This is a genomic window from Siphonobacter sp. BAB-5405 (genome assembly GCF_002872335.1).
Lineage (GTDB): Bacteria > Bacteroidota > Bacteroidia > Cytophagales > Spirosomataceae > Siphonobacter.
Window position 1 is genome coordinate 101508 of record NZ_NJAG01000011.1, and the last position, 22718, is coordinate 124225.

Here is a 22718-nt window from a genome sequence, read left to right on the forward strand (position 1 = left end):
TTTTTGCTAAAAAAAACATCCTTTTGCAGGAAACTCTTCTAGGGATCGTTTTGCCCAACCTGTAGGCTTTTAAGAACTTTTAACTTCCCCACTTCTCACTTTGTTTTACTTTAACGCTTCAAAATCAACCGCTATGAAAACTTTACGTTTATTACTATTCCTACTCGCCTTAGGGCTTGTGTCTTGTACGCCCAAGGTTCAGGTGGTTACGTTACACAGTCCAAACGTTATTCTGCAGGATAAGGCTTTCGTTTACGAAACCGATTCGCTCCGCCTTCAATTTAACTTTCAGGGAGAAAATGGTGTAGTTCGGATGAACATCTACAACAAACTAGAGGTACCCTTATACATCGACTGGAAACGCTCGGCCTTTATTAAAGACACTGAAAAGTTTGATTACTGGGTTGATGAGGCTAGCTTTCAGGGAGAATATTCGGGCACCTCTGCTAATCGATACCGTTGGTATTCCTACCAGGGTGGATCATTCAGCGGCACTCTTCGCAAAGAGGACCGGATTGCGTTTATTCCGCCCAAAACTAAACTGGTACAGGCTAAATTCGTAGTAGCTCCTGGCAAGGCCTGGCGTTTTTCGAAAGAGCCTACCGCTGTAGAGCAAATAGATATCCCTATTGTGGCGACTCAGGTAAAGAAACAGTCTCTGGTGCGTTATGAGTTTTCAGAAGCGAACAGTCCGCTGAAATTCCGTAATTACCTGACGCTGTCCACGGACGCCCAATTTCGTACTGAATTCCACATTGATACGCCGTTTTACGCTTCCAAAGTCGAAAATGTAGACGGCCGCTATTTGTTCGGTTCTGCCTACTCGGCTTCGGATCTCAATACGCCTACGGCTATTAACCATTTGCCCGCTTCGTACCAGGAGCAGAATAAATTTTTGCTTAAGATTCCGGTTAACTAGCGAGGCTTTGGCTGCGTACGCACCCATTGAGCGGCCGCTCCATTTTTGGCAAAAATCAGTCCGGTTCCCTGCGGCGTTTTTAGCTCGGCCGAACGTCGTACCTGCCCTTCGACGATCAAACCCGTCTGAGCGGAAGGTACGACGTTGAATTTTTGTTGTCCCATGCCTTTTAATACGACTCCCCGGTTGGCGTCGTAACGGCCCAGTTCGGGCAGGCACTCGAAGAAATTACCCGTCAGGATCAAATCCAGCTTTCCATCCTGATCGTAATCTACACTGCTGATTCCATAAATGGGCGAAAACTGAACATCCCGGGGTAAGGCTTCAAAGCGGAAATTCCCCTTTCCGTCGTTCCAGAATACGCCCGTCCGGTCTTCCACGGCTGAACGCTTGAGCATACCTTCGCGGGAGCTTTCATCGAACAGGTCTTCGACCGTTTTTTCGGCGTAATCCGTAAACTTCAGGAATTTCTTTTTGATGGAAGGCACTGCTTTCTGTAAATCCTGCTTGAGTACCATGGGATAGCTTTTGCCGGTTTCGGTCCAGCAATTGATGATTTGTTCCATGGTACCATTGCGGTCAAAATCGTTGACGTACAGCTCCGCCGGGTGCTCTGCCGAAGCATGGTACCGATTATTGCTACCCAGATTACCCGCTACCAGATCGAGATCGCCATCGCCGTCGAGATCCCGCACGTACAGGCGATTCCACCAACCCGTCAGTTCCGACAGTTGAGGCGACCTTGCCAGGCGTTGCCCCTTTTCATTCAGGAAAATGGTAACGGGACCCCAGTCTTCACTGATGATCAGATCGGGCCAGGAATCGCGGTTGACGTCCGCCCAGACCGCGTCAGTTACCATTCCAATTTTTGAAAATTCCGGGATATACCGTTTGGTCATTACCTTGAATTCTCCCCGACCATTATTGACGAGCAACTGACTCTGCGGCGACACCCCGTACTGTCCGGATACCATGCGACTTCCCACAAACAAATCCTGATCCCCATCGCGATCGAAGTCAGCCGCCGTGACACTGGAGCCGTTTAAATACAATAAGGGCAGGCGACGGTCACGAGTAAACGTTCCTTTCCCATCGTTCAGGTACAGACGATCTTCGAGTTCAGCGGAGCCGTCGATAAATTCATTCCCTCCGCTCACCACGTACAAGTCCTGGTCACCGTCCTGATCCGCGTCAAAGAAGGTGGCCGCAACGTCCTCGTACAGGCGTTCGGTATCCAGCATGATCAGCTCCTGACCTTTAAACGTACCATTGGCTTGTTGCACGAATAATTTTTTGGGCGAGCCGGAAGCCCCGCCGAGGTATACGTCATCCAAACCATCGCCGTTGACATCCCCTACGGCCAGCGGCGGTCCCTGCGTGGAGTACATCTGTTTGAGCAGTGGATCGCGATTGTAGTCCACAAACGTATTTTCTACGTGGGTATAGTCCAGGCGAGCGGGAGCCGTTGCATCAGTGAAGTAAGAAGCAGGCGTCGCTTCACTTCGAGGTACCCCGGCTTTTGATTGTCGATAATCCAGAACGAGTTCCGTATCCGCTTTTACCTTCGGGAGGGCCTGTTGCTGACCGTCCGGCCAGACAATCGTTACGGAATCAATCTTGGTTTCCGTTCCCAGGCCAAAGACCAGCGTCAGGTCTACGGAAGACTGAAAACCCCGGTTCGGCATTTGTTGCAGGAGTATCGTACGATTAGGCTGGTGCACCCGAACTTTCGCTCCGATGCCATTCCGGTTCTGATCCGTTCCTTTCAGTTTCACCCGTAAAAAATGCTGGTGGTTACGGTCGCTGGCGTGATTGCGGTAGACCGACAGGGGTTGGTTGACGTTGCTGACAATCAGATCCAGGTCGCCGTCATTATCCAGATCGCCGTAAGCCGATCCGTTCGAGAAGTTGGGTTCAGCGAGTCCCCACGCCTGGGCCTGATTACTGAATTTCAGATTGCCTTCGTTGCGAAAGGCATAATTGGGAATCGGTTCCGAGGGCATTTTGGGTAGAAATTCCGCAAAATTGAAGCCCTGGGTTACCACTTGTTGCATGGTCTGGTCGTCGGAAAAGAAGGAGATAAAATCCTGATCCGAAATAGTTTTATATAGACCATTCGCTACGAAAATATCCTTCTGCCCATCGTTGTCCATGTCGAATAGCAGGGCTCCCCAGCTCCAGTCGGTGGCGGCTACTCCCGCGTACTGCCCCACATCACTGAACGATAGTTTTCCCTTCGCATCCAGTCCGTTGTTAAGGTGCAGCATGTTTCGCATGTACTGGTAATGGTAGTCCTGACTGAGCTTGAACTGTTCCAGCTCGTAACTTTCAAACAACGTGGTCGTTTTCAGTCGGCGGTCGGTGCCGGGCAACATTTCTGTTACGAAAATATCCAGTCGTCCGTCGTTGTTCACGTCAGCTACGTCCGCTCCCATCGAGGACAGGCTGATGTGCGGAAAGGTTTCCTTCAGCGATTCGCGGAAGGTTCCGTCGTGATTGTTGAGGTACAGATAATCGTGTTCGTAGAAATCATTGGAAACGTAGATGTCCAGCCAATCGTCGTCGTTTACGTCCCCCACGGTAATGCCTAATCCAAAACCAATGACACTTCCATAAATGCCCGCTTTCTCTGAAATATCTACGAACTGCGTGGTTACCGGAGCCGCATCTTTGTGAATGACCCGGTTTTCAAAAAACTTGTGACCGCCGTCGTAATCGCGTTGGTTCCGCAGATTTTTATAGCCCAGTCGCCCAACCGGCATGAAGCTGTTGTTAAGCAGAAACATGTCCAGATCGCCATCGCGGTCGTAGTCGAAAAAGGCGGCGTGCGTCGATACGCCCCGATCATCCAGCCCGTATTCTTTGGCTTTTTCGGTAAAGGTCAGGTTGCCGTTGTTGATAAAGAGTTCGTTGGCCCGGTCGTCATTGGGACGATTCCCTGCATTACAGATGTACAAATCCAGAAGACCATCGCCGTTCACATCCGCAAACGTGGCTCCGGTACTCCAGGCGTGCTTTCCTTTGATTCCGGCTTTCTCGGAAATATCCTCAAACTTAAAATTGCCTTTGTTGAGATATAGCTTGTTATCGCCCATGTTGGACGTTAGCAACACGTCGGGCAAACTGTCATTGTTGATGTCACCGATGGCTACGCCGCCGCCGTTGTAGAAGTTTCGGTAATTGAAAATGTTCAGTTCCTTATCGTCCTTCACTTCGTTGACGAACGTAATCCCCGTTTGTTCCGCCGGGAGCGACTCAAACAGGGTTTCTTCCTGCTTCTTTCCGCACGCGGCCAGGATCAGAATCAGGGCCATTATTCGAATCAATTGCTTCATGGGGTATAGGGAATTCACTGAATGGGGTGCGTATGGGTTTTAAATACAAGAAGCCGATCATTGTTCCGGCTAACCAGCCAGCGGGTGCCCGCTGCCGTTCGAAGGGCCTGGATGTCGCGGATTTCGCCGTTTACCGAAAATCCGGAAAGAGGTCCGGGACTGGCTCGGAAGTTCCCTTTGCCGTCGTTGAACAGTACCAGGCCGGGGTTTGCATTATACTGCCCCTGAGCCGGATTAACGCTGTAGAGGTTTCCGCCGGTCAGTACGTCCGGTGTTCCGTTACCGTCCACATCGCCAATCGCGAACGCGTACAGTTTTGACCATTGGGCCGGGGCTGGCAGTTCGTGAATGACAAACCGAAGGCCGCCTTTGTTTTCCAGCCAGACGGAACTGTAGCGGTTGATTTCAAATTCAGTCGCTCCGTTCAGCTCGCCTTTATTGAAGATGTCCTCAACGGTTTTTCCGGCGAAATCAGCGTAGGTGGTAAACTTCTTATTGATGACCGAAGGAAGCTGTTTGCCCAATTCGTCTTTGCCCGCCAGTGGGTAATACGAGCCAGATTGATCTTCGTACGCCAGAATTTGTTCGGCCTGTCCATTCGAATCGATGTCTTTCACCCACATTTTCAGATGGTTAGAGCCTTTTCGCCGAAAACGACTATTCAGACCCAGGTTACCAAGTACGACATCTTCCCGCCCGTCTTTATTGAGATCGCCCCAGGCCATACGACTCCAGAAACCTTTCATACGGGTGGATTCCGTACCGTCGGCTTCTTCCATCCGAATGGGTTTTCGGGTGAATTTTCCACCTTTTTGTACGAAGAGTTGGGGTTGCATCCAATCGCCGATCACCAGTAGATCGGGTTTCTGGTCGCCATCAAAGTCACTCCAGTGGGCATCCGTTAGTAAACCTGCCAACCTTAATTCGGGAGCTAGCCGATCTGTTTGATCACTGAAATTCCCTTTCCCATCATTTACGAGCAGGAAAGACCGGGGTGGTTTACCGTAGGCATAAGCCGTCACGCGGCCCGAAACGAACAAATCAATATCCCCGTCTTTATCGAAGTCCGCCGGGTACACGCCCGACTTGTTTTCCAGCATTTTCGGTAACGCCGTACTGGCTTTGGTGAATGAACCTTTTCCGTCATTGAAGTACAACAGGTCCTGTAACTGACCCATTTCGCCGTAGTATTCGTTCCCCCCCGCAACAACGTACAGATCCAGATCACCATCCCCATCGGCATCAAAAAACGTAGCGGCTACGTGTTCAGCCGAAGAATCAGCGTCGAATGCGGGTTGCTTACTACGGACCAACTGACCGTCGGGTTTCTGCATGAATAGCTGCCCGACCTTGAGCTTGGCTCCGGGAATGTAAATATCTTCCAGGCCATCGCCGTTTATGTCACCCTTGGCCAGTCGCGGGCCTTCCGTCGAAAGCTGAAAAGGCATCAGTGGTTCGCGGCTAAAGTCAAAATAATCTTTGTTTTCGTAATGCGTGTAGGGAATAGGACCGGGCTGTACTTCTTCCAGTACGGGCGTTTCGGCGGTTTTCCACCACTGCGATACTTCCTGATTTTTGGCAGAAGCATGCCGCAAGGTCAGGTTCTGGTCCGTTTTAACATTCCGCAGGATTTCTGATTTTCCATCCGGCCAGATGACCAGCAGGCTGTCGATCACGGTCTGTTTCCCTAAACCAAACGTTAACGTAGGTTCTACGGACGATTGGAACCCGCGTACGGGGCTGTTTTGCTGGTAAAACAACTGGGTACTGTCCCGCATCAATACTTTCGCCCCGACGCCAAAAACATTCGCTTTCTCTCCCTGAAACTTTACTTTCAGGTAATGATTGCCCAGCGTCTGACGGGCTGTATTTCGATACACGCCCGCGGTCTCATTGATATCATTACTGATCAGATCCAGATCGCCGTCGTTATCCAGATCGGCGTATACCGCTCCGTTACTTATATTTTCCTTCGCAAATCCCCAGTCCGCAGAGCGGTTTTTGAAGTTGAAATCGAAAGGCCCTTTAGCAACGCCCTGGTATAAATAATTGTGCGTTTTTCCTTCGGGCATGTGTTGAATGGATCTGCGAACGGCATCTTTCACCCGTTTATCCAAGGCGGCGTATACGGAGTCCTGAAAGACGTATTTAATGTAATCCATGTTGTTGGGTCGCCGGACGATACCGTTGGTGATGAATACGTCCTTCACGCCATCGCCGTCGTAGTCGGCCCAGAGCGGTGCCCAGCTCCAGTCCGTAGCAGCCATGCCGAGTTGGGCGGCAATATCCACGAAGCGTTTACCCTGTAGGTTTAATTGCAGACAATTGCGGGCATACTGATAGTGATACCCATAGCTGAGTTTGAACGAAAAAACGTCGAACGCATCTTCGCCCGCCGATGATTTTTCGACGGTTTCATCTTCGGGATACATATCCAGCGTCATCACGTCCAGCCAGCCATCGTTGTTGATGTCGGCCATGTCGTTGCCCATCGAAAAGCGGCTGGTATGAGCAAAAGTCTCCTTTAGTTTTTCGGTAAACGTGCCGTTTCCATTATTGTGATAGTAGTAATCGTCTTCGTGAAAGTCGTTGGAAACGTAAAGATCTTCCCAACCGTCGTTATCCAGATCGCCCACGGAAATCCCCAGACCGTAGCCCATGGGTGCTCCGTAGATACCCGCTTTTTCGGATACATTCACAAACAAGGGTTTCGCCTGATTTTCCTTATCAATGATTTTATTTTCGAAGAGGTAATCCCCGGCTTCGTTATCCCGCAGAAACCGGGCATTTACGTTGTTGTACGAAATGGCTTTATGAATGGCGTGGTTGAGCAGATAGCAATCCAGGTCGCCATCGTGATCGTAATCGAAAAAGGCTGCCTGCGTTGAAAAGCCCGTAAAATCCAGCCCATACTCGGCGGCCTTTTCCGTAAAGGTTCCGTCGTGATTGTTGATATACAGTTCGTTGGAACCTTCCAGTCCCCGGTAATTTCCGACGGCACATACGTACATATCCAGCCAGCCGTCACCGTTGACATCGGCCATACTCACGCCCGTCTGCCAGTCGGCAAAACCGCCGACGCCCGCCTGCTCGGTAATGTCTTCAAACTTCCAGTTTCCTTTATTGAGGTATAATTTATTCTTGCCACGGTTGCTAACGAAGTACAAATCCGTTAGTCCATCGTTGTTAATGTCTCCCGCCGCTACGCCCGCTCCATTGTAGAAATACAGGTATTCGACAATATTCAGGCTGTCATCGTCTATAACGGTATTCTGAAACGCAATACCCGTTTGGGTCGAATCCAGCGTTTCAAACAGGGGTTTTTCATGGGAAGATGTACAGGCCGTCAAGCCTAGTAAGAAACCACTCGCTACGATTAGTACTTTCAGGACTACGTTACACTGCTCACGCATTGATTACTTGTTTACTGGGGCTAGTATCAATACAGGCCCCTTCCCAACCTGGAAAGGAGCCTGTAAAATAAGGTAAAGCATTTGTAATTAATAACCCGGATTTTGCTCCAGCAGAGGGTTACTGTTTCGCTGCGTAGCCGGAATCGGCATCAGGTTATACTTGGGATCCGTTACGGGTTTAAACTGCCATGCTTTTTGAGTAAAGGACTGGAAGCGAATCAAATCCGTACGGCGACGGCCTTCGAAAGCAAATTCCCGTCCGTATTCTTTCAGCAGGTTGTCCAGCGTCATATCGGAAGCCGTAAAATCAGCTACACCCGCCCGTTTCCGAATCTGATTGATGTAAGGCAGTGCCTCCGCTACTTTTCCCTGGCGGAATAAAGCTTCGGCCTTGGTCATCAACACGGATGCATACCGGAAAATCGGAAAGTCGTTATCCTGACTGGTAATCAAGTTATTCGCCTGAATTTCGAATTTCTGAAAACGAACCCCCTGATAAGCCAGAGCTCGTTCCAGAGCATTGATTTCCGGGGTAAAATTCACGTCGTGCCGTTGTCCATCTACGCGGTCATCGTACTGGATAACCCGTCCATCGGGACCCGTCTGCGGACCAGCTAACCACATTTTCTTACGGGCATCCTGATCGCTGAACGTTGAATAGAAATCAGCGTACGTACAGTAGCCATTCCAGGGGCTGTTGGCCAGTCCATACTTCTGCTGCAACGCGTAGTGCAGGGTACGCAATTGGAAGGTGTTCCCGGTAGCAAACGTTTTGTCGTAAGGAATGACGAAAATGTTCTCGGCTCTTGATCCGTTCCGATCGTTATTGACGGCGAAGTTGTCCAGGAAATTCGGCGATAGCGAGTACAGTTTTGAGTTGATCACCGAGTCTGCTTCTGCGGCGGCCTGAGCCCAGCGAGGCGTACCCGTGAAGACTCCTGCGTTCAGGTACACGTGAGCCAGCAGAGCATGTCCAGCCCCGCGTGACATCCGTCCGTACATGGCGACGCTGTTTTCATTCCGCATCAGAGGAATCGCTTCTTTCAACTCCTTTTCAATAAAGTAGAATACGCTATCCCGGGGGCTTTGTCGGGGGTTTCCGGCAGGAGAATTTTCCGTCAGAATGGGAACCCTACCGAACAGATCCACCAGATAGTAGTAGTTCAAAGCCCGGATTCCCCGCAATTCCGCAATCGTGTTCTCCTTATTGGCTACGTTAGACTCTTTCAGAGTACCAATATTGATATTAACGTTAGCAATACTGCGGTAAAAAGCTTCCCAGGCTCCGTTAATGTTTGATGGAATAACGGGCGTAAACTGATGGCGGGCTAACTGTTGCCAGCGACCATCATCGTACCAGTCAGGTCCCCGCGTCGGTACTACCACTTCATCCGTAGTGGTTTCCTGCAACACGAAGGGATCGTCTACGAAAGACCGTAACGTTCCGTAGGAGGAACCAATAACGGCGTTCAGATCGGATTCAGTAGCTGGGAAATTACTTGCATCGGCCCGATCGTATACGGTAGAATCCAGATTGGTACAGGATTGATTGAAAATCATCATCCCTGTAAGCCCGAGTCCGTATAAAATTTTAAGCGTTTTCATAAGAAGTATGATATTCTATAAATAAGCGTAAAGCCTATTACTGATTACATAATGAATTTACTCGCAACTAGCCTAGAACGTTAATGAAACACCAGCTACCAACGTGCGAGCCCGCGGGTAGTAAGACACAGGGTCAACGCCGGGTGACAGGTTCACCGCCCGGTTATCGTCGCTGATTGAACCATACTGGCTACGCGAGTCTCCGGTACGTACTTCTGGATCAGCTCCACGGTATTTCGTAATAACGAAAATGTTTTGACCGGAAAGGTAGACCTGAGCATTCTGAAGAATTTTCTTCAGGCCCGGAATACGGTAACCCAAACGGAAGTTGTCCAGGCGTACAAACGAGGCATTTTCCAGCCATAGATCCGACCAGGCAGAGGATACGCCCGTGCCGATACCCGTCGTAAACGCATCTTTCAGCAAGTTTTCGCCGGGGAACCGGTTGGGGTTCGCAAAGTAGATGTACATTCCGTTGGCTACTTTCTGACCTAAACTTCCGCGGAAGAAGATGGACAAATCCCAGTTCTTGTACGTGAAGTTGTTTTGCCAGCCTAAGGTCAGCTTGGGTTGAGCATTACCCAGGTAAGTACGGTCGGCACCGGCAGGTTGCGTTCCTCCACCCCCTAAATCCTGATAAATGTACTCACCCCGGTCGTTGAAACCCGTTACCCGGGGACCGTAGAACGTACCGATGGGATAGCCTTCCTGCAATACGATGGGGGAAGCAATACCGCCTTGTCCGCTACCAAAACCACCGTAAAGGATAGGGTTACTGGTGTTGTACTGAAACAGGTCGTTACTCAACGATACGATTTTATTCGTGTTGTGAGCCAGATTCAGGGTGGTACGCCACTCGAAATCCTGTTTGCTAATGGCCTGGAAATCCAGAGCTAACTCAACCCCTTTATTGGATACCCGACCTACGTTTGCCAGGACGTTGTTCGTTCCGGCAACGAGTTGCTGTGAACCATACCGGGAGCCAATGGCAACGGGGTAGTTAAACAACAGATCGCGGGTGTCTTTGTAGTAAAATTCCAGCGAGCCCGTCAGGCGGCCTTTCATGAAACCGAAGTCTACCCCGATGTTGGTCATGGCAGAGGTTTCCCATTTCAAGTCTGGATTCGCGTTTTGTGAGTAGAAGTAAGCCGTTTGGAATCCACCGTTGGTGTAATACGATCCTTGCGAACCGTATAAACGCCGAGCTGCGTAGTCCGCAATACCATCCTGGTTACCCGTGACGCCGTATCCGGCCCGCAGTTTCAAATCGCTAAAGAGGTTACTATTTTTAATGAAATCCTCTTCAATTAAACGCCAGCCCGCTGATACGGAGGGGAACCAACCCCAGCGGTTATTGGCACCGAAACGCGAAGAACCATCACGGCGAATATTGGCCGTCAACAGATACTTTTCGTTGTACGAATAGTTAAGCCGACCAATCAGACCTACCAGGATCGCTTCTGATTTATAGGAGTTTACCCGACGGTTGGTCGATCCGTCCGCGTTATCGTTACCCGATTCCAGGTTATTGTAACCAAAGGCATCGGGGAAATTGCTGTGCTCGGCACCAAAACCTTCGTTGCTAACCTTTTGATACGTATGACCTAACAGAACGCTAAAGTTGTGTTTATCAATCGTATTCGAATAGTTAACGGTGCTTTCAATCAAGCGATCCAGTACTTCCTGCGTTTCCCGACGGGCCCGCGAAATACTGTTTCCACTACCCCGGAAATAACTGGGGATGAAGAAACCATACAGGTAATCAAACGTACTTTGCGAAGCATTCACCCCTACTTTCAAGCCTTTCACAATTTCGTAGCTGGCTTTGGCATTCAGTAAGGTCTGACGCTCTTTGCCTTCGTTCGTCAATTGCATCAGTCGAGCCAACGGGTTTTCTACTTCAAACTGTCCCTGAGGTTGGTTGAAGGTTCCGTCGGCGTTGTAGATCGGCTGCGTCGGGTTGAAACGTACCGCTGAACGCAGGGCTCCGTAATCGACGAATTTTTTGTTATTTGTCTGGTGGGACAGTAAAAGTTGAATTTCCAACCGGTCGTCCAACGCTTTCTGTACCAGGTTCAAACGAGCGTTAATCCGGTTGAATCCAGAGTTTTTCACGATGCCGGGCTGATCCAGATACACCAGTGAACCCCGGTAGCTGAATTTTTCGGCCCCACCACTGACGGCTACCGAGTGGTTCTGCGTCCAGGAAGTTTGGGTGACCTGATCAATCCAGTTGGTTGAAGCTCCAAAGTCCTGACCCGTGACGTTCCGTTCCGCTAACTTCGCCCGGAATTCGTCTGGCGTCAGGAACCCAGGACGACGTACTTCTTTACCCATCGAGATGTAACCACTGTATTCAACCGAAGTACGACCTGCGGTACCTTTTTTAGTCGTAACAATGATTACGCCGTTTGCCCCGCGTGAACCGTAGATCGCCGCGGCAGAAGCATCTTTCAATACGTCAACCGACTGAATATCTTCCGGAGCAACGCTGTTTAACGGAGCACCGGCTACTCCGTCAATTACAATCAGAGGCTCGGAGTTAGCAGACAGCGATGACGTTCCGCGTAGACGAATCGTAGGACGGTTGTTCGTAGGATCACTGTTGGGAGCACTGATAACCAGACCGGAAACTTTACCCTGTACGGCCTGTAAGGGGTTGTTCAATACCCCCGCGTTAAAGTCTTTCGAGGTTACCGTAGCGGTGGCTCCAGTTACGTCCGCTTTTCGCTGCGTACCGTATCCGACTACTACTACTTCCGAAAGCGACTGAGAATTAGGCTGTAAGCTTACATTGAGTGTGGTCTGGCTGGTGATGTCAATTTCCTGTGAAATCATACCAACCGACGTAAACCGAAGTTTAGAACCGGATGTAACGTTAATCTTATACGTTCCATCGGCGGCGGTTTGTGTACCGTTAGAGGTGCCAACGACCAGGATGCTCACCCCGGGGAGATCGCTTCCATCTTCAGCTGAAGTAACCTTTCCAGTGAGGGTTCTTTGCTGAGCCCAGGTCGTCATGTTGAGAAGAATCATTAAAAGACTCAGACATGCGGTAGACCACTGTCTGAATTTACTTTTTTGACCCAACGAGCTACGCTGCAAGTAAGTCTGTTTCATCATTTGTAAGGGTTATGTATTGTATTAGTAAACTTGGTTAGAGAAAAATGCACATCTAATCAAAAAAAGACAAATCAAACTACTCGAATTTGTCTAGTATACTATTGGATGGATACATTTTTACCGCTTTCCGGTACGCAAACTACAATATTTAGTTCATATAATACAATTTAGCCCCTAATGTTTTAAAAAAAACAATTTAAGTGTTTATACCTAGCTAAAATCCTAATTTGAATCCCTTAAAATTGTTTTTTACAAATGAGTTTTTTACACCTAAGTATTTATTTTACTGCCTGGTCTTTATTTTATGCAAAATCCAGGTACCTACTGCCTCTCCCTGATCAAAACCGTGATCAATGGCCGTTTTAAAGTGAATGCCACCGTATAGCCGACTGATCGCCGCTTCAGTAGCCGCCGCTTTAAAGGAAGTGTATTGCCGCACGGGCAATCCATAGGCTACTTCGGAGGAATCGGCAAAAGTTAAATGATCTCCCAGTACAGCCGTTAATGCAACCGCTGAGGCAGCGGAAACGACACTGTGTCCGGAAGGATATTCAGGAAAGGGTGGTGTTTGTAACAAAGGCTGCCACTGCTCATCGATCAGGTTATTGATGTACGTTTCTGGTCGAATACGAACCGTACGGTATTTTTCATCCCAGCAAGCGATGAATCCATCAAATAAAGCGATGGACGTAAGCAGATACGCTTCGGCAGTTTGCATGAAATCTTTCTGGGTTTTCCGGGTGGTAAGACCCACGATACTCATCCAGTGCCCACCTGGGGACATTTTCTTCGTAGCGAACGCAGCGTGCCCCTGAATATTCATTTTGAAAGGATTACAATCCCAGAAATTTGCGATTTCCTTCTCCTCTTCAGTACTGAACTTTACGGCCTCGTACACCTTTTTTGCCTCTTTGTAACAATCACTGGCAGGATTATCGCTGTAGGCTGGAAAACCCTTAAGCCGGAATTGAGTAGCCGAATCCAGTGCCAAAGGCCGGATTTTGGCCCAGAACGGTTCCAACGCATCCATGTACGCGGGTGGCGTAGGAACCCAGCTTCCTTTTTGATTCGTTACGGTATAGCGAAATCCCCGGGTTTCCTTATACTGGTCTTTTAACGAATACGCAATGACGTGTTTGGCTACCGCCTCTCCATACTGCATGGAGCGTTCGTAGACGTCCGAAGGCAAAGCCTTTTCAAACGATTCGTAAAAATCTTTTTCAAAATCATCAATCATACCCCCTGAGAAGGTCCACTGCCGACCGACCAGCAGAAAGGCCCGGCTACTGGCCAGCGGAAAGCAGTACTCCTGATCGGCTTCGGGCTTAGGCGTAGCTGTGTACTCATTCAACTGTCCTGCCATGCTCCGATACTGTGGATACGCTGGCAACAAGGCTTCATACGCGGCTAAACTAGAATACGCGTAGATACGGGCAGCTACGGGTGGCCCAAATACATCGTGGATGATTACCTGCGTGAGTTTGCGTTCAGCCTTTCGTAAAAATTCAGGATTATTGGTAAGACGGGTATATTCCTGCTTATTTTTCTGACAACTACTAAGAATCAGAATAGGAAGAAGTAAGATGAGGAAAAGTTGCTTCATTCGAACTTACTATACGTATTATTTTATTACAATAAATTACCACAAAAATAACAAAACTGGCAGCATCCTATGTTATTTTTCAGGAATTAACTATAATTTATTTTTATACGATTTCCCAGATAATCTCATCGCTCTAGATTCCGCATTAGCCTCCGTAGAACAAAAGCATCCGTAGTATCTTTGTCGGAAACAGTCGTTCGCAATGCATTTCCTGAACGTACAGTTAGTAGCTTTCCGGCCTGCTTTAGAAACGGAGTTATTTCTGCATGAAACCTAACGTACTACACCTGAGTACCCTGCATCGGGGGGATGATTCGCGAATGGTCCTGAAGATGGCGGTTAGTACGGCCCTGCGTTACCCGACTACTGTACTAGCGACGCCACCGCTGAACTCCGATACTTCCATTACGTTCCTTCCGATTCCCTACGAATCTTCGTTACTGAAACGGTTGCTGTTTGTACATCCACAGGTTTTGTGGCACAGTTTACGAGTACGAGCAGACATTGTACACGTACACGCCCCCGAAGCCTTACCCATTGCGTTGCTGAATCAGTGGTTGGGGTCAAAAGTCATTTTCGATGCATACGAAAATATGGCGAAGCAACTCGATGGGAAGCAGATCAACAATGGTCGGCTGTTTCGCTGGTTTTTCCGACTCTTCGACCGTATCGCTCGCCGGAAGTTTTACTTCATTTTTGCGGAAGATTCGTACCTGGAATCGTATACGGACGTACAGAAGCCGTCCATCGTCCTGCATAATTTTCCGGACCTTTCTTTATTTCCTTCGTCTGCTCCTTCAACGACAGGTGGGCCGCCCGCCTTTTTTTATCTGGGACAAATCAGTAAGGCCCGTTGCCTGGATGTCATGATTGAAGCGTCCCGCCTTCTTCGGAAGGAGTACCCGGATTTTCGCTGGCATATTTTCGGAAAACCGGGATTCGATCTTCGCTCCTTTGAAGAAATTGAACAGTTACCCGGCTATGAGGAGGTCAAAGAAAACCTGATTTTTCACGGACATACACCAGCTCCGGAAGCGTATCGAACGGGAGCTGGATGTCTGGGTGGGGTCGCCCTGCTACGACCCATCGGCGATTTCCCCGGATCGTATCCCAGTAAAATCTTTGAGTACATGGCCTTGGGTTTGCCCGTGGTTACGTCCAACTTTCCTTTGTATCAATCGGTAGTTGAGGAAAACGAATGCGGCTTTTGTATCGATCCTACTGACGCGGAGCAGTTGTACGAATCCCTGAAGATTTTAATTGAGCAACCTGCCGTCCGAACACAGATGGGTGAACGCGGCAAACGGGCCGTCCGGCAACGTTACAATTGGGCTTACGAACAACAGCGGCTGCTGGATTTTTACGAACGCATCCTTCAAAACTAAAAAGGCTCATCCGAAGATGAACCTTTTTAGTTTAGCGATTGTGTAGCCAAACGGCCATTTTCCCCACACCCCGATGACTCCAGAGGTGGTACGGAATAGCTGTAAATTTCGCTCCGCCGGGGTTTTCCCCTTTGATGAGTACACTCGTGGTGATGAAATCCGGAGCGTTAATGGCTTTTAGTTTCGTCTGCTCATTAACGGAGATTTGCTCGACCTCACCACCATTATCCACGCCCTCCACGCAGTATACAATCGGGCCGCGTTCGAGAGCGACCCGACCCTGATCTGCTTTCACCTTTTCGTGAGCCAGTACTTTGCGAATGGGCATTGGTAATTCCATTTCTACGACATCCCCTTTCTTCCAGGTACGCTGCAATACGGCAAAGCCTTTTTCGAGCCGATACGCAGCTTTTTTTCCGTTGACTTTAATCGTGATGGGCTGAGCTTCGGCGTTCTGATACCGGTACAGATCGCCAGGCATGGGTTTGCCCTGAGCCCAGCCGGGAATTCGAATTCGTACCGTAAAGTCGGTAGTTTTTTCGGGCATGAGCGTCAGTTTTTGAAAGCCATTCCAGGGGTAATTGGTCTCCTGCGTTACAGTAATCGGCTGATTGTTGAGGGTCAAATTAGCGGTACCGGCCATGAACAGATTCAGGTACAGATCATTATTTCGAACGGCATACACGTAGCCCGGCAGAGAAGGCATGACGCGGGTAACATTGGTGGGACAACACGAGGTCGCAAACCATTCGACTCGGGTTGCTTCGCCATTGAACTTGGTTACGCCATCGGCAGCCAGTGGGTTGGGATAGAAGAAGTGCGTACCGTCCAGCGAGACCCCCGACAGAAAGCCGTTGTACATGATTCGCTCGAAGACGTCCAGATAAGCGGCATCGCCCGACTCCAGAAACATCCGGTAATTCCAGAGCATCTGAGCTACGGAAGCACAGGTTTCCGCGTAGGCTTCCTGATTGGGTAATTCGTAATCTTCACCGAATCCTTCGTTCGTCCGATTAGCTCCTACCCCGCCCGTCAAGAACATTCGCTGATCTACGGCGTTGTGCCAGAGTTTATTGAGGGCTTTGCCATAGGTTTTGGCTCCCATTACGGCATCTACATCGGTCATACCCGCGTACAGGTATCCTGCACGTACCGAATGGCCCACTACTTCGGTTTGTTCCGTTACAGGAATGTGATCCTGGAAGTACAAACTATCGGCGTGCGAAGCACTACCGTCGGGTTGTTGCACGATGAGAATCCGGCGAAGGTCTTTACGGCCCCGCATATCAATGAAAAATTTGGCCAGATCCAGGTATTCTTTCTTCTTAGTTGCCCGGTAGAGTTTAACCAGCCCCAACTCAATTTCTTCGTGGCCGGGTACCTCAATTAATTTTTCTGGACCGAATACCTTCAATAAATAATCGGCGTTTTTGGTGGCTACGTTTAGTAAGGTTTTCTTTCCGGTAGCCTGGTAGTGAGCCACGGCGGCTTCGTACAAATGGCCTACGTTGTATAGTTCGTGCGAGCCATTTAAGAAATTAAACCGGGTATAGCCGGATCGCCAGTCCCGGTCCATTATTTTATCGCCCAAAATGGTACGAATTGTGTACAGGTATCCATCGGGTTCCTGAGCCGCCGCGATTTTAGTGATGACCGTATCCAGGTACGCCTCCAGTTTCGGATCGGGATGACTGGCCAGCGAGTACGAAGCTCCTTCGACCACTTTGAACACGTCGGAATCATCAAATCGCTGCCCCTGAAATTCTCCTTTCTTCAACTTCCCCGCAATAGCAAAATTGTCAATCCGACCCGTTTCCTCACATTTTTGAAAAGCAAAAGGAATGGTTTGGGTACGATTAGTTTCAATCCGGGGCTGCCAGAAAGCCGAAGTAATTTTAACGTTCGTAAAGGGTACGGGTTGAATCGGATAATCCTGGCTCCGGGCGGAAAACGTCAGGAGTGAACCGAGTATCGCAGTGGTCAGGAAGGTACTTTTTCTCATAAAATGCCAGCTTGGGTACGTTTACAACGCATGTTCTCAAAAAAATGATACCTCTTCGCTTCAAACGGTCCGAAAAATGATCGGCCTTGGCTGAACAAATCAGCCAAGGCCCGCTTCTCGCTTCCTACCCTACTACTCGCTCAAAAGCCTACTCCATTTCCGCTACTTTTCCGCCATTCAGCTGAAGCATACGGGTTACACATTCAGGGATTTCCTCCGTGTAATGCGAAACGTACAACAAGGTACGGTCCGTATTTTCACACAAACTATCAACCGTATCCCGAAAACGAACCATCTGATCCGTGTCCAATCCCTGACAGGGTTCATCGAGAATGAGCAGAGGCGGATTTTTGATCAAGGCCCGAGCCAGCAATACCAGCCGCTGCTGCCCGGTGGAAAGCTGAGCCAGTCGTTTATCGTGATAAGCTTGCAGTTCAAACGCCGTCAGGAATTGTTCGACGTAAGCGGCCTGATCGTCTTTGAGTTTTTTAAACAGACCCATGGTATCAAATAGGCCGGAAGCTACCACTTTCCAGACGTTTTGATCGCGGGGAAAGTACAAATGCAGTTCGGGTGATACGAATCCGATGTTTTTCTTAATATCCCAGATGCTCTCGCCCGTACCCCGTTTCCGGTCAAACAAGTCAAAATCATTGGCGTACGCTTGCGGGTTATCGCCCGTAATCAAACTCAGTAAGGTAGATTTTCCGGAGCCATTCGGGCCAAGCAAAGCCCATTTTTCGCCCCGTTTCACCTCCCAGTTTATTCCGTCCAGTACTTGGGTTTCTCCGTAGCAAATCGAGATATTTCGCATACGGATGGCATACGAGAAAGCCGCCGCGGGCGTCAGCGGTTCGGGTAACTGAATCTGGTCCCGCCGCTTGGCTGCCGCAGGAGGTACATAGTTCCATCGCAGTAGGGACTTGCCTTCGGGTAACTCAAGTATATGCGTAATGGGGTTGGGAATATCCGTCGGCGGAGCGACCAGAATCAGCGTCGTACCCGTTTCGGCAATGTGCGTGAGAATATCGTGCAAAGCGGCCCGGCTCGCTACATCCAGTCCGACAAAAGGATTATCCAGTAAAAGTACCTGCGGATTTTTCAGAAAGCTCAGCGTGAGCAACGTACGCCGGGTTTCGCCGTTGGAAAGCGAGGTAACGTGCCGATCCAGCAAATGACTAACCCGTAACCGTGTAGCCACTTCCTGCACATACGCTTCCTCGTAAGCCAGCGGCGGTAGCTGTATCGAGTGAGCGTCGACGGTACCTACGGGTTTCACTTGGTTTTGCAGGACTTCCCATACCGTTGGACTTTCCACCGATGCGTAACTATTGAAACGCTGCTGATAGAAGGTGGCCGAAGCCGCAATATTTCGGTTAAAACTGAAATCGTTGGGGACCAATTCGACGCTTTCTTTCGGCAGATCGGAATGAAATACGCCTCCCAGTACGGATCGTTTTCCGGCCAGTATGGATAACAGCAAAGACTTTCCCGAACCCGTAGGGCCTACCAAGGCCCAGTGTTGGCCTTTTTCCAGCGTCCAGTTTAAGTTTTCGATCAGGGTTTCTCGCTCCCAACCGATGCGGGCATTTATCAATTCAAAAGATACAGACATTCGCTACTGCTATTGTAGGCCAGGTTCTATGCTCCCAGCCGCATTACTCATTGGTTATTTTTTCCACTTCAGGGTGTTCACCAGGTGCATTACATCCTGCTTGATGTACTCGACCACCGGAGCCAGGGAATCATTCTCCGTAGCCGTTTGCAGATACATGGCTCCGCGTAGAAAATGCTTCGTGGAATCTGTCGTATAAAACTGCATATGACTGGGTACATCTCCGGCGATTTCCAGCAGAGTAAAGGTCTGTCCGGACTTGCCCAAGGCGACAGCATCTTTTAGAGCATAAGCCTTTTCCTGATGTTTGGCAGCCAGCTTGTACGCGTCGGAAATAAAGCCCCGCAGGCGTTCTTTACTGCCCTGTACGGGCTTGTAAGTCAGTTGAACATTCGCTTTCAGGGACGGATACGTAATGAAAATCCAATGGGGCTCGGCTCCTTTGAACGTATCCGGTTTGATGACTGCGGCTTTGGAATACTCGAAGGTATACGGATGATTTTCCGTGAGGGGCTGATACGCGTGCGGGGGTAAATCAATCCGGGGAAAGCCTTTGGGTTTGGGCGTATAATCTTCACTACAAGACCATAAAATACTACTCATCAAAAAGGTCAGGAAGCTGTAAGAAAGAGTTCGGAGCATCTTTTTAGTAGTCTGTTTTCCGTTTTCTGTTTCAAACCTTACGTTCAGGAAAACGGTAAACGCTATAACGAAAAGCGGGAATCCAACTGATGGATTCCCGCGAATTTATCATTATTTTCCTAGGAGTTGAGTCCCAATGTTCGTTTACTCAAACAAGTTACCCAGGCCGCCCAGTACCGAACCACTTTCCTTACCACTACCCGTGACACTGGTCATGGAACCCAGGGCGTTCGCTAGTTTCACAATCGGCATCGACTGAATCCAGACCCGCCCCGTACCCGAAAGGGTCGCCAGGAAGATACCTTCACCGCCGAATACCATGGATTTTAAACCACCCGAACGCTGGATGGAATAGTTGATTTGCTGCTCAAAACCTACGATACAGCCCGTGTCAACCCGTAGGGTTTCATTATTCAGATACCGCTCAATGACGACCCCTCCGGCGTGGATAAACGCCAGTCCGTCGCCCTGCAATCGCTGGAGGACAAAGCCTTCCCCACCGAATAGTCCCGAGCCGATTTTTTGATTGAACGTGATCGCTACTTTCGTTCCCAGGGCGGCACACAGGAAGCTATCTTTCTGAGTAATGAGGGCCTGGCCCGGTAAATTGGCCAGATTGATGGGCAGTACGGTACCCGGATACGGAGCCGCAAAAGCCACCTTACGCTTGCCGTAGCCACGGTTGGTAAAGTGCGTCATGAAGAGCGATTCGCCCATCAGCTTCCGGCTTCCGGCCTGCAGGAGTTTTCCCAGCAAGCCGCGATCAGGTTCCGAGCCGTCGCCCATCTTGGTTTCGAACTGAATGCCATCTTCCATAAAGAGCATGGCTCCGGCTTCGGCAATTACCGTTTCGTTGGGGTCCAGTTCGATTTCAACGATCTGAATATCTTCACCAATAATTTTGTAATCAATCTCGTGGCTACGCATGGTAGTGTTCCGGTTTTAAAGCGTTTGAGTCGTTTGATAAAGGGCCAGGAGCTGAAATAAACGTTTATATTTTCAGTAACAAGCACTGCTTTAAACTACTATTTCCCAGCTACTTATATAAAATTCAATGTGCTAAATACGGCTTTATGCTGATGACTCAAACCCCATAACCTGAAACGTTCCAAACGTAGTTACTCCCCTAATTCCCGTTTGAGATCGTCCGGCAAATCGAAATCTTCCTCTTCTTCTTCATCCTCACGTTTGCGACCCGGCAAAGCTTCCAAGTCATCCCGATGACGAAGTTTTTTATCATCTACCGTCCGGTTCAGGAATTCGTTGATCTTGTCGATGGGCAGAGACATATTCAGCTCGCCAAAGTTATTAATCGTAATATCCAGGCCTTCCAAGTCTTTATGAACTCGCGGCTTTTCGGGTTGAACGGGCTTTTTTGGTGATTTCTTAGCCATGGCTTTTATGTTTTGAGTTTTGCGTGTCGGGTTTAGCGTTCAGTCTAACTTTCTCGACTTTTTGCCAAAAAGGATGGGCCAACTCCAAACGCTACACCCAAAACTCCGAACGCTACAGGACTTTCGTTAATCGGTTAATGACTTCTGCTTTACCCATGATTTCCATGGAAAGCATCAAATCCGGCCCGGCAGCGGCTCCGGTCAGTACTACCCGAAGGGGTTGCATCACCTTACCCAGTTTGATGCCTTTCTCATCGGTCACCTTGTGCAAGGCTTCCTTGGCCGTCTCGGCGGTGAAGGGTTCAACGGCGGGCAAAGCCTCGGCATAAGCCTGTACTACCCCGGCTACATCCGCATTCCATTTGCTGTTCATCACCTGCTCATCGTACTGCGTGGGAGCTTCGAAAAGAAACTTCGATTGCTCGACGATTTCCTGCGGAAACGTGACGCGGTCCTTCAACAAATGAACAATGCTCTGTACTTGTTCCGCTGTAGAAGCGGGAAATGACGCCTTCAGTAATTCAGCTATCGAATCATCCGAACGTTGCCGCAAATACTGCTGGTTGAACCATTTGGCTTTCGCAATATCGAAACGGGCTCCGGCTTTGTGAATCTTATCCAGACTAAACGCCGTAATCAGTTCGTCCATCGTAAACATTTCCTGCTCGGTACCGGGGTTCCAGCCTAAAAAGGCTAAGAAGTTCACGACAGCCTCGGGCAGGTACCCGTCCTCACGAAAGCCACGGGCCACGGTACCCGTTGCCGGATCTTTCCATTCCAGCGGAAATACCGGAAATCCGCCCAGATCCGCGTCACGTTTCGACAACTTGCCATTGCCTTCGGGTTTCAGTAACAGCGGCAGGTGAGCAAATTCGGGACGTTCCCAGCCAAAAGACTGGTATAATAATACATGTAAAGGAGCCGAGGGAAGCCACTCTTCCCCGCGAATGACGTGCGTAATGCCCATCAAATGGTCATCCACCACGTTCGCCAGGTGGTACGTTGGCATTCCATCGGCTTTGAGTAAAACTTTATCATCAATCTGGGACGAATGAACGTTTACCCACTCCCGAATCAGATCTTTAAAGCGAATTTCTTCTTTGGCTGGTACTTTCAGACGGATCACGTGTGGTTCACCAGCGGCAATCCTGGCCTGTACTTCTTCCAGCGGCAGCGTCAGCGAGTTTTTTAAACGAGTTCGCGTGATGCTGTTGTACTGAAAGGCCGAACCTTGTTTTTCAAACGTCTGACGCATTTCGTCCAGTTCTTCCGGCGTATCGAAGGCGTAGTAAGCCTTGTCCGTAGCCACGAGCGTTTCGGCAAAATCGCGGTACATGTGTTTCCGTTCCGACTGGCGATAGGGTTCGTGGGGACCACCCACGCCGATGCCTTCATCGATGGTGATACCCACCCAGGCCAGTGCTTCAAGGATGTAGTTTTCGGCTCCCGGTACAAAGCGGTTCTGATCCGTATCTTCGATGCGAAGGAGCATCTTTCCGCCCGTCTGGCGGGCGAACAGGTAGTTATACAAAGCGGTACGAACGCCGCCAATGTGTAAGGCTCCCGTGGGACTGGGAGCAAAACGTACGCGAACTTGAGTAGACATAGTAATAGTTTCGGATGGCGGATGTACGAGCGTTCGATACGGTCTGATCGATTCGTAACCTGGCTCCGCTCCAGTT

Annotated in this window: 13 protein-coding genes; 2 read left to right on the forward strand and 11 right to left on the reverse strand. The window is 49.5% G+C overall.

All coding sequences use genetic code 11. The annotated features are described in order from the left end of the window. Positions 1-133: 133 nt before the first annotated feature. The gene (locus BWI97_RS10580) at positions 134-919 is read left to right on the forward strand and encodes a hypothetical protein (protein ID WP_094809488.1); all 786 of its coding nucleotides are present in this window, start codon (positions 134-136) and stop codon (positions 917-919) included. Here the strand turns inward: BWI97_RS10580 and BWI97_RS10585 are convergent. The 5 genes from BWI97_RS10585 to BWI97_RS10605 form a co-directional block, all read right to left on the reverse strand. Beyond that, positions 916-4254, reverse strand: coding sequence for a VCBS repeat-containing protein (locus BWI97_RS10585; RefSeq protein ID WP_102201103.1), 3339 nt, complete (start codon positions 4252-4254; stop codon positions 916-918). The genes BWI97_RS10580 and BWI97_RS10585 overlap by 4 nt on opposite strands. 14 nt (positions 4255-4268) lie before the next feature. After that, complete coding sequence (locus tag BWI97_RS10590) at positions 4269-7667, reverse strand: VCBS repeat-containing protein (protein ID WP_102200989.1); 3399 nt, start codon at positions 7665-7667, stop codon at positions 4269-4271. Between the two features lie 87 nt (positions 7668-7754). Further along, positions 7755-9272 (reverse strand): RagB/SusD family nutrient uptake outer membrane protein, encoded by a 1518-nt coding sequence (locus tag BWI97_RS10595; protein WP_094809484.1) that lies wholly within the window; start codon positions 9270-9272, stop codon positions 7755-7757. Positions 9273-9344: 72 nt separating this feature from the next. Further along, positions 9345-12392 (reverse strand): TonB-dependent receptor, encoded by a 3048-nt coding sequence (locus tag BWI97_RS10600; protein WP_158242737.1) that lies wholly within the window; start codon positions 12390-12392, stop codon positions 9345-9347. Between the two features lie 286 nt (positions 12393-12678). Then, the gene (locus tag BWI97_RS10605; RefSeq protein ID WP_102200990.1) at positions 12679-13998 is read right to left on the reverse strand and encodes a vanadium-dependent haloperoxidase; all 1320 of its coding nucleotides are present in this window, start codon (positions 13996-13998) and stop codon (positions 12679-12681) included. 266 nt (positions 13999-14264) lie between these two features. Here BWI97_RS10605 and BWI97_RS10610 point away from each other — a divergent pair, with 266 nt between their 5' ends. Beyond that, positions 14265-15383, forward strand: coding sequence for a glycosyltransferase (locus tag BWI97_RS10610; protein ID WP_102200991.1), 1119 nt, complete (start codon positions 14265-14267; stop codon positions 15381-15383). A 31-nt stretch (positions 15384-15414) separates the two neighbouring features. Here BWI97_RS10610 and BWI97_RS10615 read toward each other — a convergent pair whose 3' ends face one another. From BWI97_RS10615 to gltX, 6 genes are all read right to left on the reverse strand, one after another. Further along, the gene (locus BWI97_RS10615) at positions 15415-17385 is read right to left on the reverse strand and encodes a glycoside hydrolase family 127 protein (protein WP_102200992.1); all 1971 of its coding nucleotides are present in this window, start codon (positions 17383-17385) and stop codon (positions 15415-15417) included. Between the two features lie 148 nt (positions 17386-17533). Further along, a complete protein-coding gene (locus BWI97_RS10620; protein ID WP_102200993.1) occupies positions 17534-19000 on the reverse strand; it encodes an ATP-binding cassette domain-containing protein in 1467 nt (488 codons plus the stop codon). A gap of 54 nt (positions 19001-19054) precedes the next feature. Then, on the reverse strand, positions 19055-19642 hold the full coding sequence (gldD, locus tag BWI97_RS10625) for a gliding motility lipoprotein GldD (protein WP_094809472.1): 588 nt from the start codon (positions 19640-19642) through the stop codon (positions 19055-19057). A gap of 144 nt (positions 19643-19786) precedes the next feature. Further along, entirely contained in the window at positions 19787-20569 is a 783-nt protein-coding gene (locus tag BWI97_RS10630) for a TIGR00266 family protein (protein WP_094809470.1), read from the reverse strand. A 191-nt stretch (positions 20570-20760) separates the two neighbouring features. Next, positions 20761-21036, reverse strand: a complete 276-nt coding sequence (locus BWI97_RS10635) for a hypothetical protein (RefSeq protein WP_102200994.1) — start codon at positions 21034-21036, stop codon at positions 20761-20763. A gap of 112 nt (positions 21037-21148) precedes the next feature. Further along, positions 21149-22642 carry a glutamate--tRNA ligase gene (gltX, locus tag BWI97_RS10640; protein WP_102200995.1) on the reverse strand — a complete coding sequence of 498 codons (1494 nt, stop codon included), beginning with the start codon at positions 22640-22642 and terminating at the stop codon, positions 21149-21151. Between the last annotated feature and the right edge of the window lie 76 nt (positions 22643-22718).

Bases quoted from the DNA above. Each gene is read 5' to 3' on its own strand.
- BWI97_RS10595 (WP_094809484.1), bottom strand. From the start codon at position 9,272: ATGAAAACGCTTAAAATTTTATACGGACTCGGGCTTACAGGGATGATG.
- BWI97_RS10600 (WP_158242737.1), bottom strand. From the start codon at position 12,392: ATGAAACAGACTTACTTGCAGCGTAGCTCGTTGGGTCAAAAAAGTAAA.
- BWI97_RS10605 (WP_102200990.1), bottom strand. From the start codon at position 13,998: ATGAAGCAACTTTTCCTCATCTTACTTCTTCCTATTCTGATTCTTAGT.
- gldD (WP_094809472.1), bottom strand. From the start codon at position 19,642: ATGCTCCGAACTCTTTCTTACAGCTTCCTGACCTTTTTGATGAGTAGT.
- BWI97_RS10585 (WP_102201103.1), bottom strand. From the start codon at position 4,254: ATGAAGCAATTGATTCGAATAATGGCCCTGATTCTGATCCTGGCCGCG.
- BWI97_RS10635 (WP_102200994.1), bottom strand. From the start codon at position 21,036: ATGGCTAAGAAATCACCAAAAAAGCCCGTTCAACCCGAAAAGCCGCGA.
- BWI97_RS10620 (WP_102200993.1), bottom strand. From the start codon at position 19,000: ATGTCTGTATCTTTTGAATTGATAAATGCCCGCATCGGTTGGGAGCGA.
- BWI97_RS10580 (WP_094809488.1), top strand. From the start codon at position 134: ATGAAAACTTTACGTTTATTACTATTCCTACTCGCCTTAGGGCTTGTG.
- BWI97_RS10630 (WP_094809470.1), bottom strand. From the start codon at position 20,569: ATGCGTAGCCACGAGATTGATTACAAAATTATTGGTGAAGATATTCAG.
- gltX (WP_102200995.1), bottom strand. From the start codon at position 22,642: ATGTCTACTCAAGTTCGCGTACGTTTTGCTCCCAGTCCCACGGGAGCC.
- BWI97_RS10615 (WP_102200992.1), bottom strand. From the start codon at position 17,385: ATGAGAAAAAGTACCTTCCTGACCACTGCGATACTCGGTTCACTCCTG.
- BWI97_RS10590 (WP_102200989.1), bottom strand. From the start codon at position 7,667: ATGCGTGAGCAGTGTAACGTAGTCCTGAAAGTACTAATCGTAGCGAGT.
- BWI97_RS10610 (WP_102200991.1), top strand. From the start codon at position 14,265: ATGAAACCTAACGTACTACACCTGAGTACCCTGCATCGGGGGGATGAT.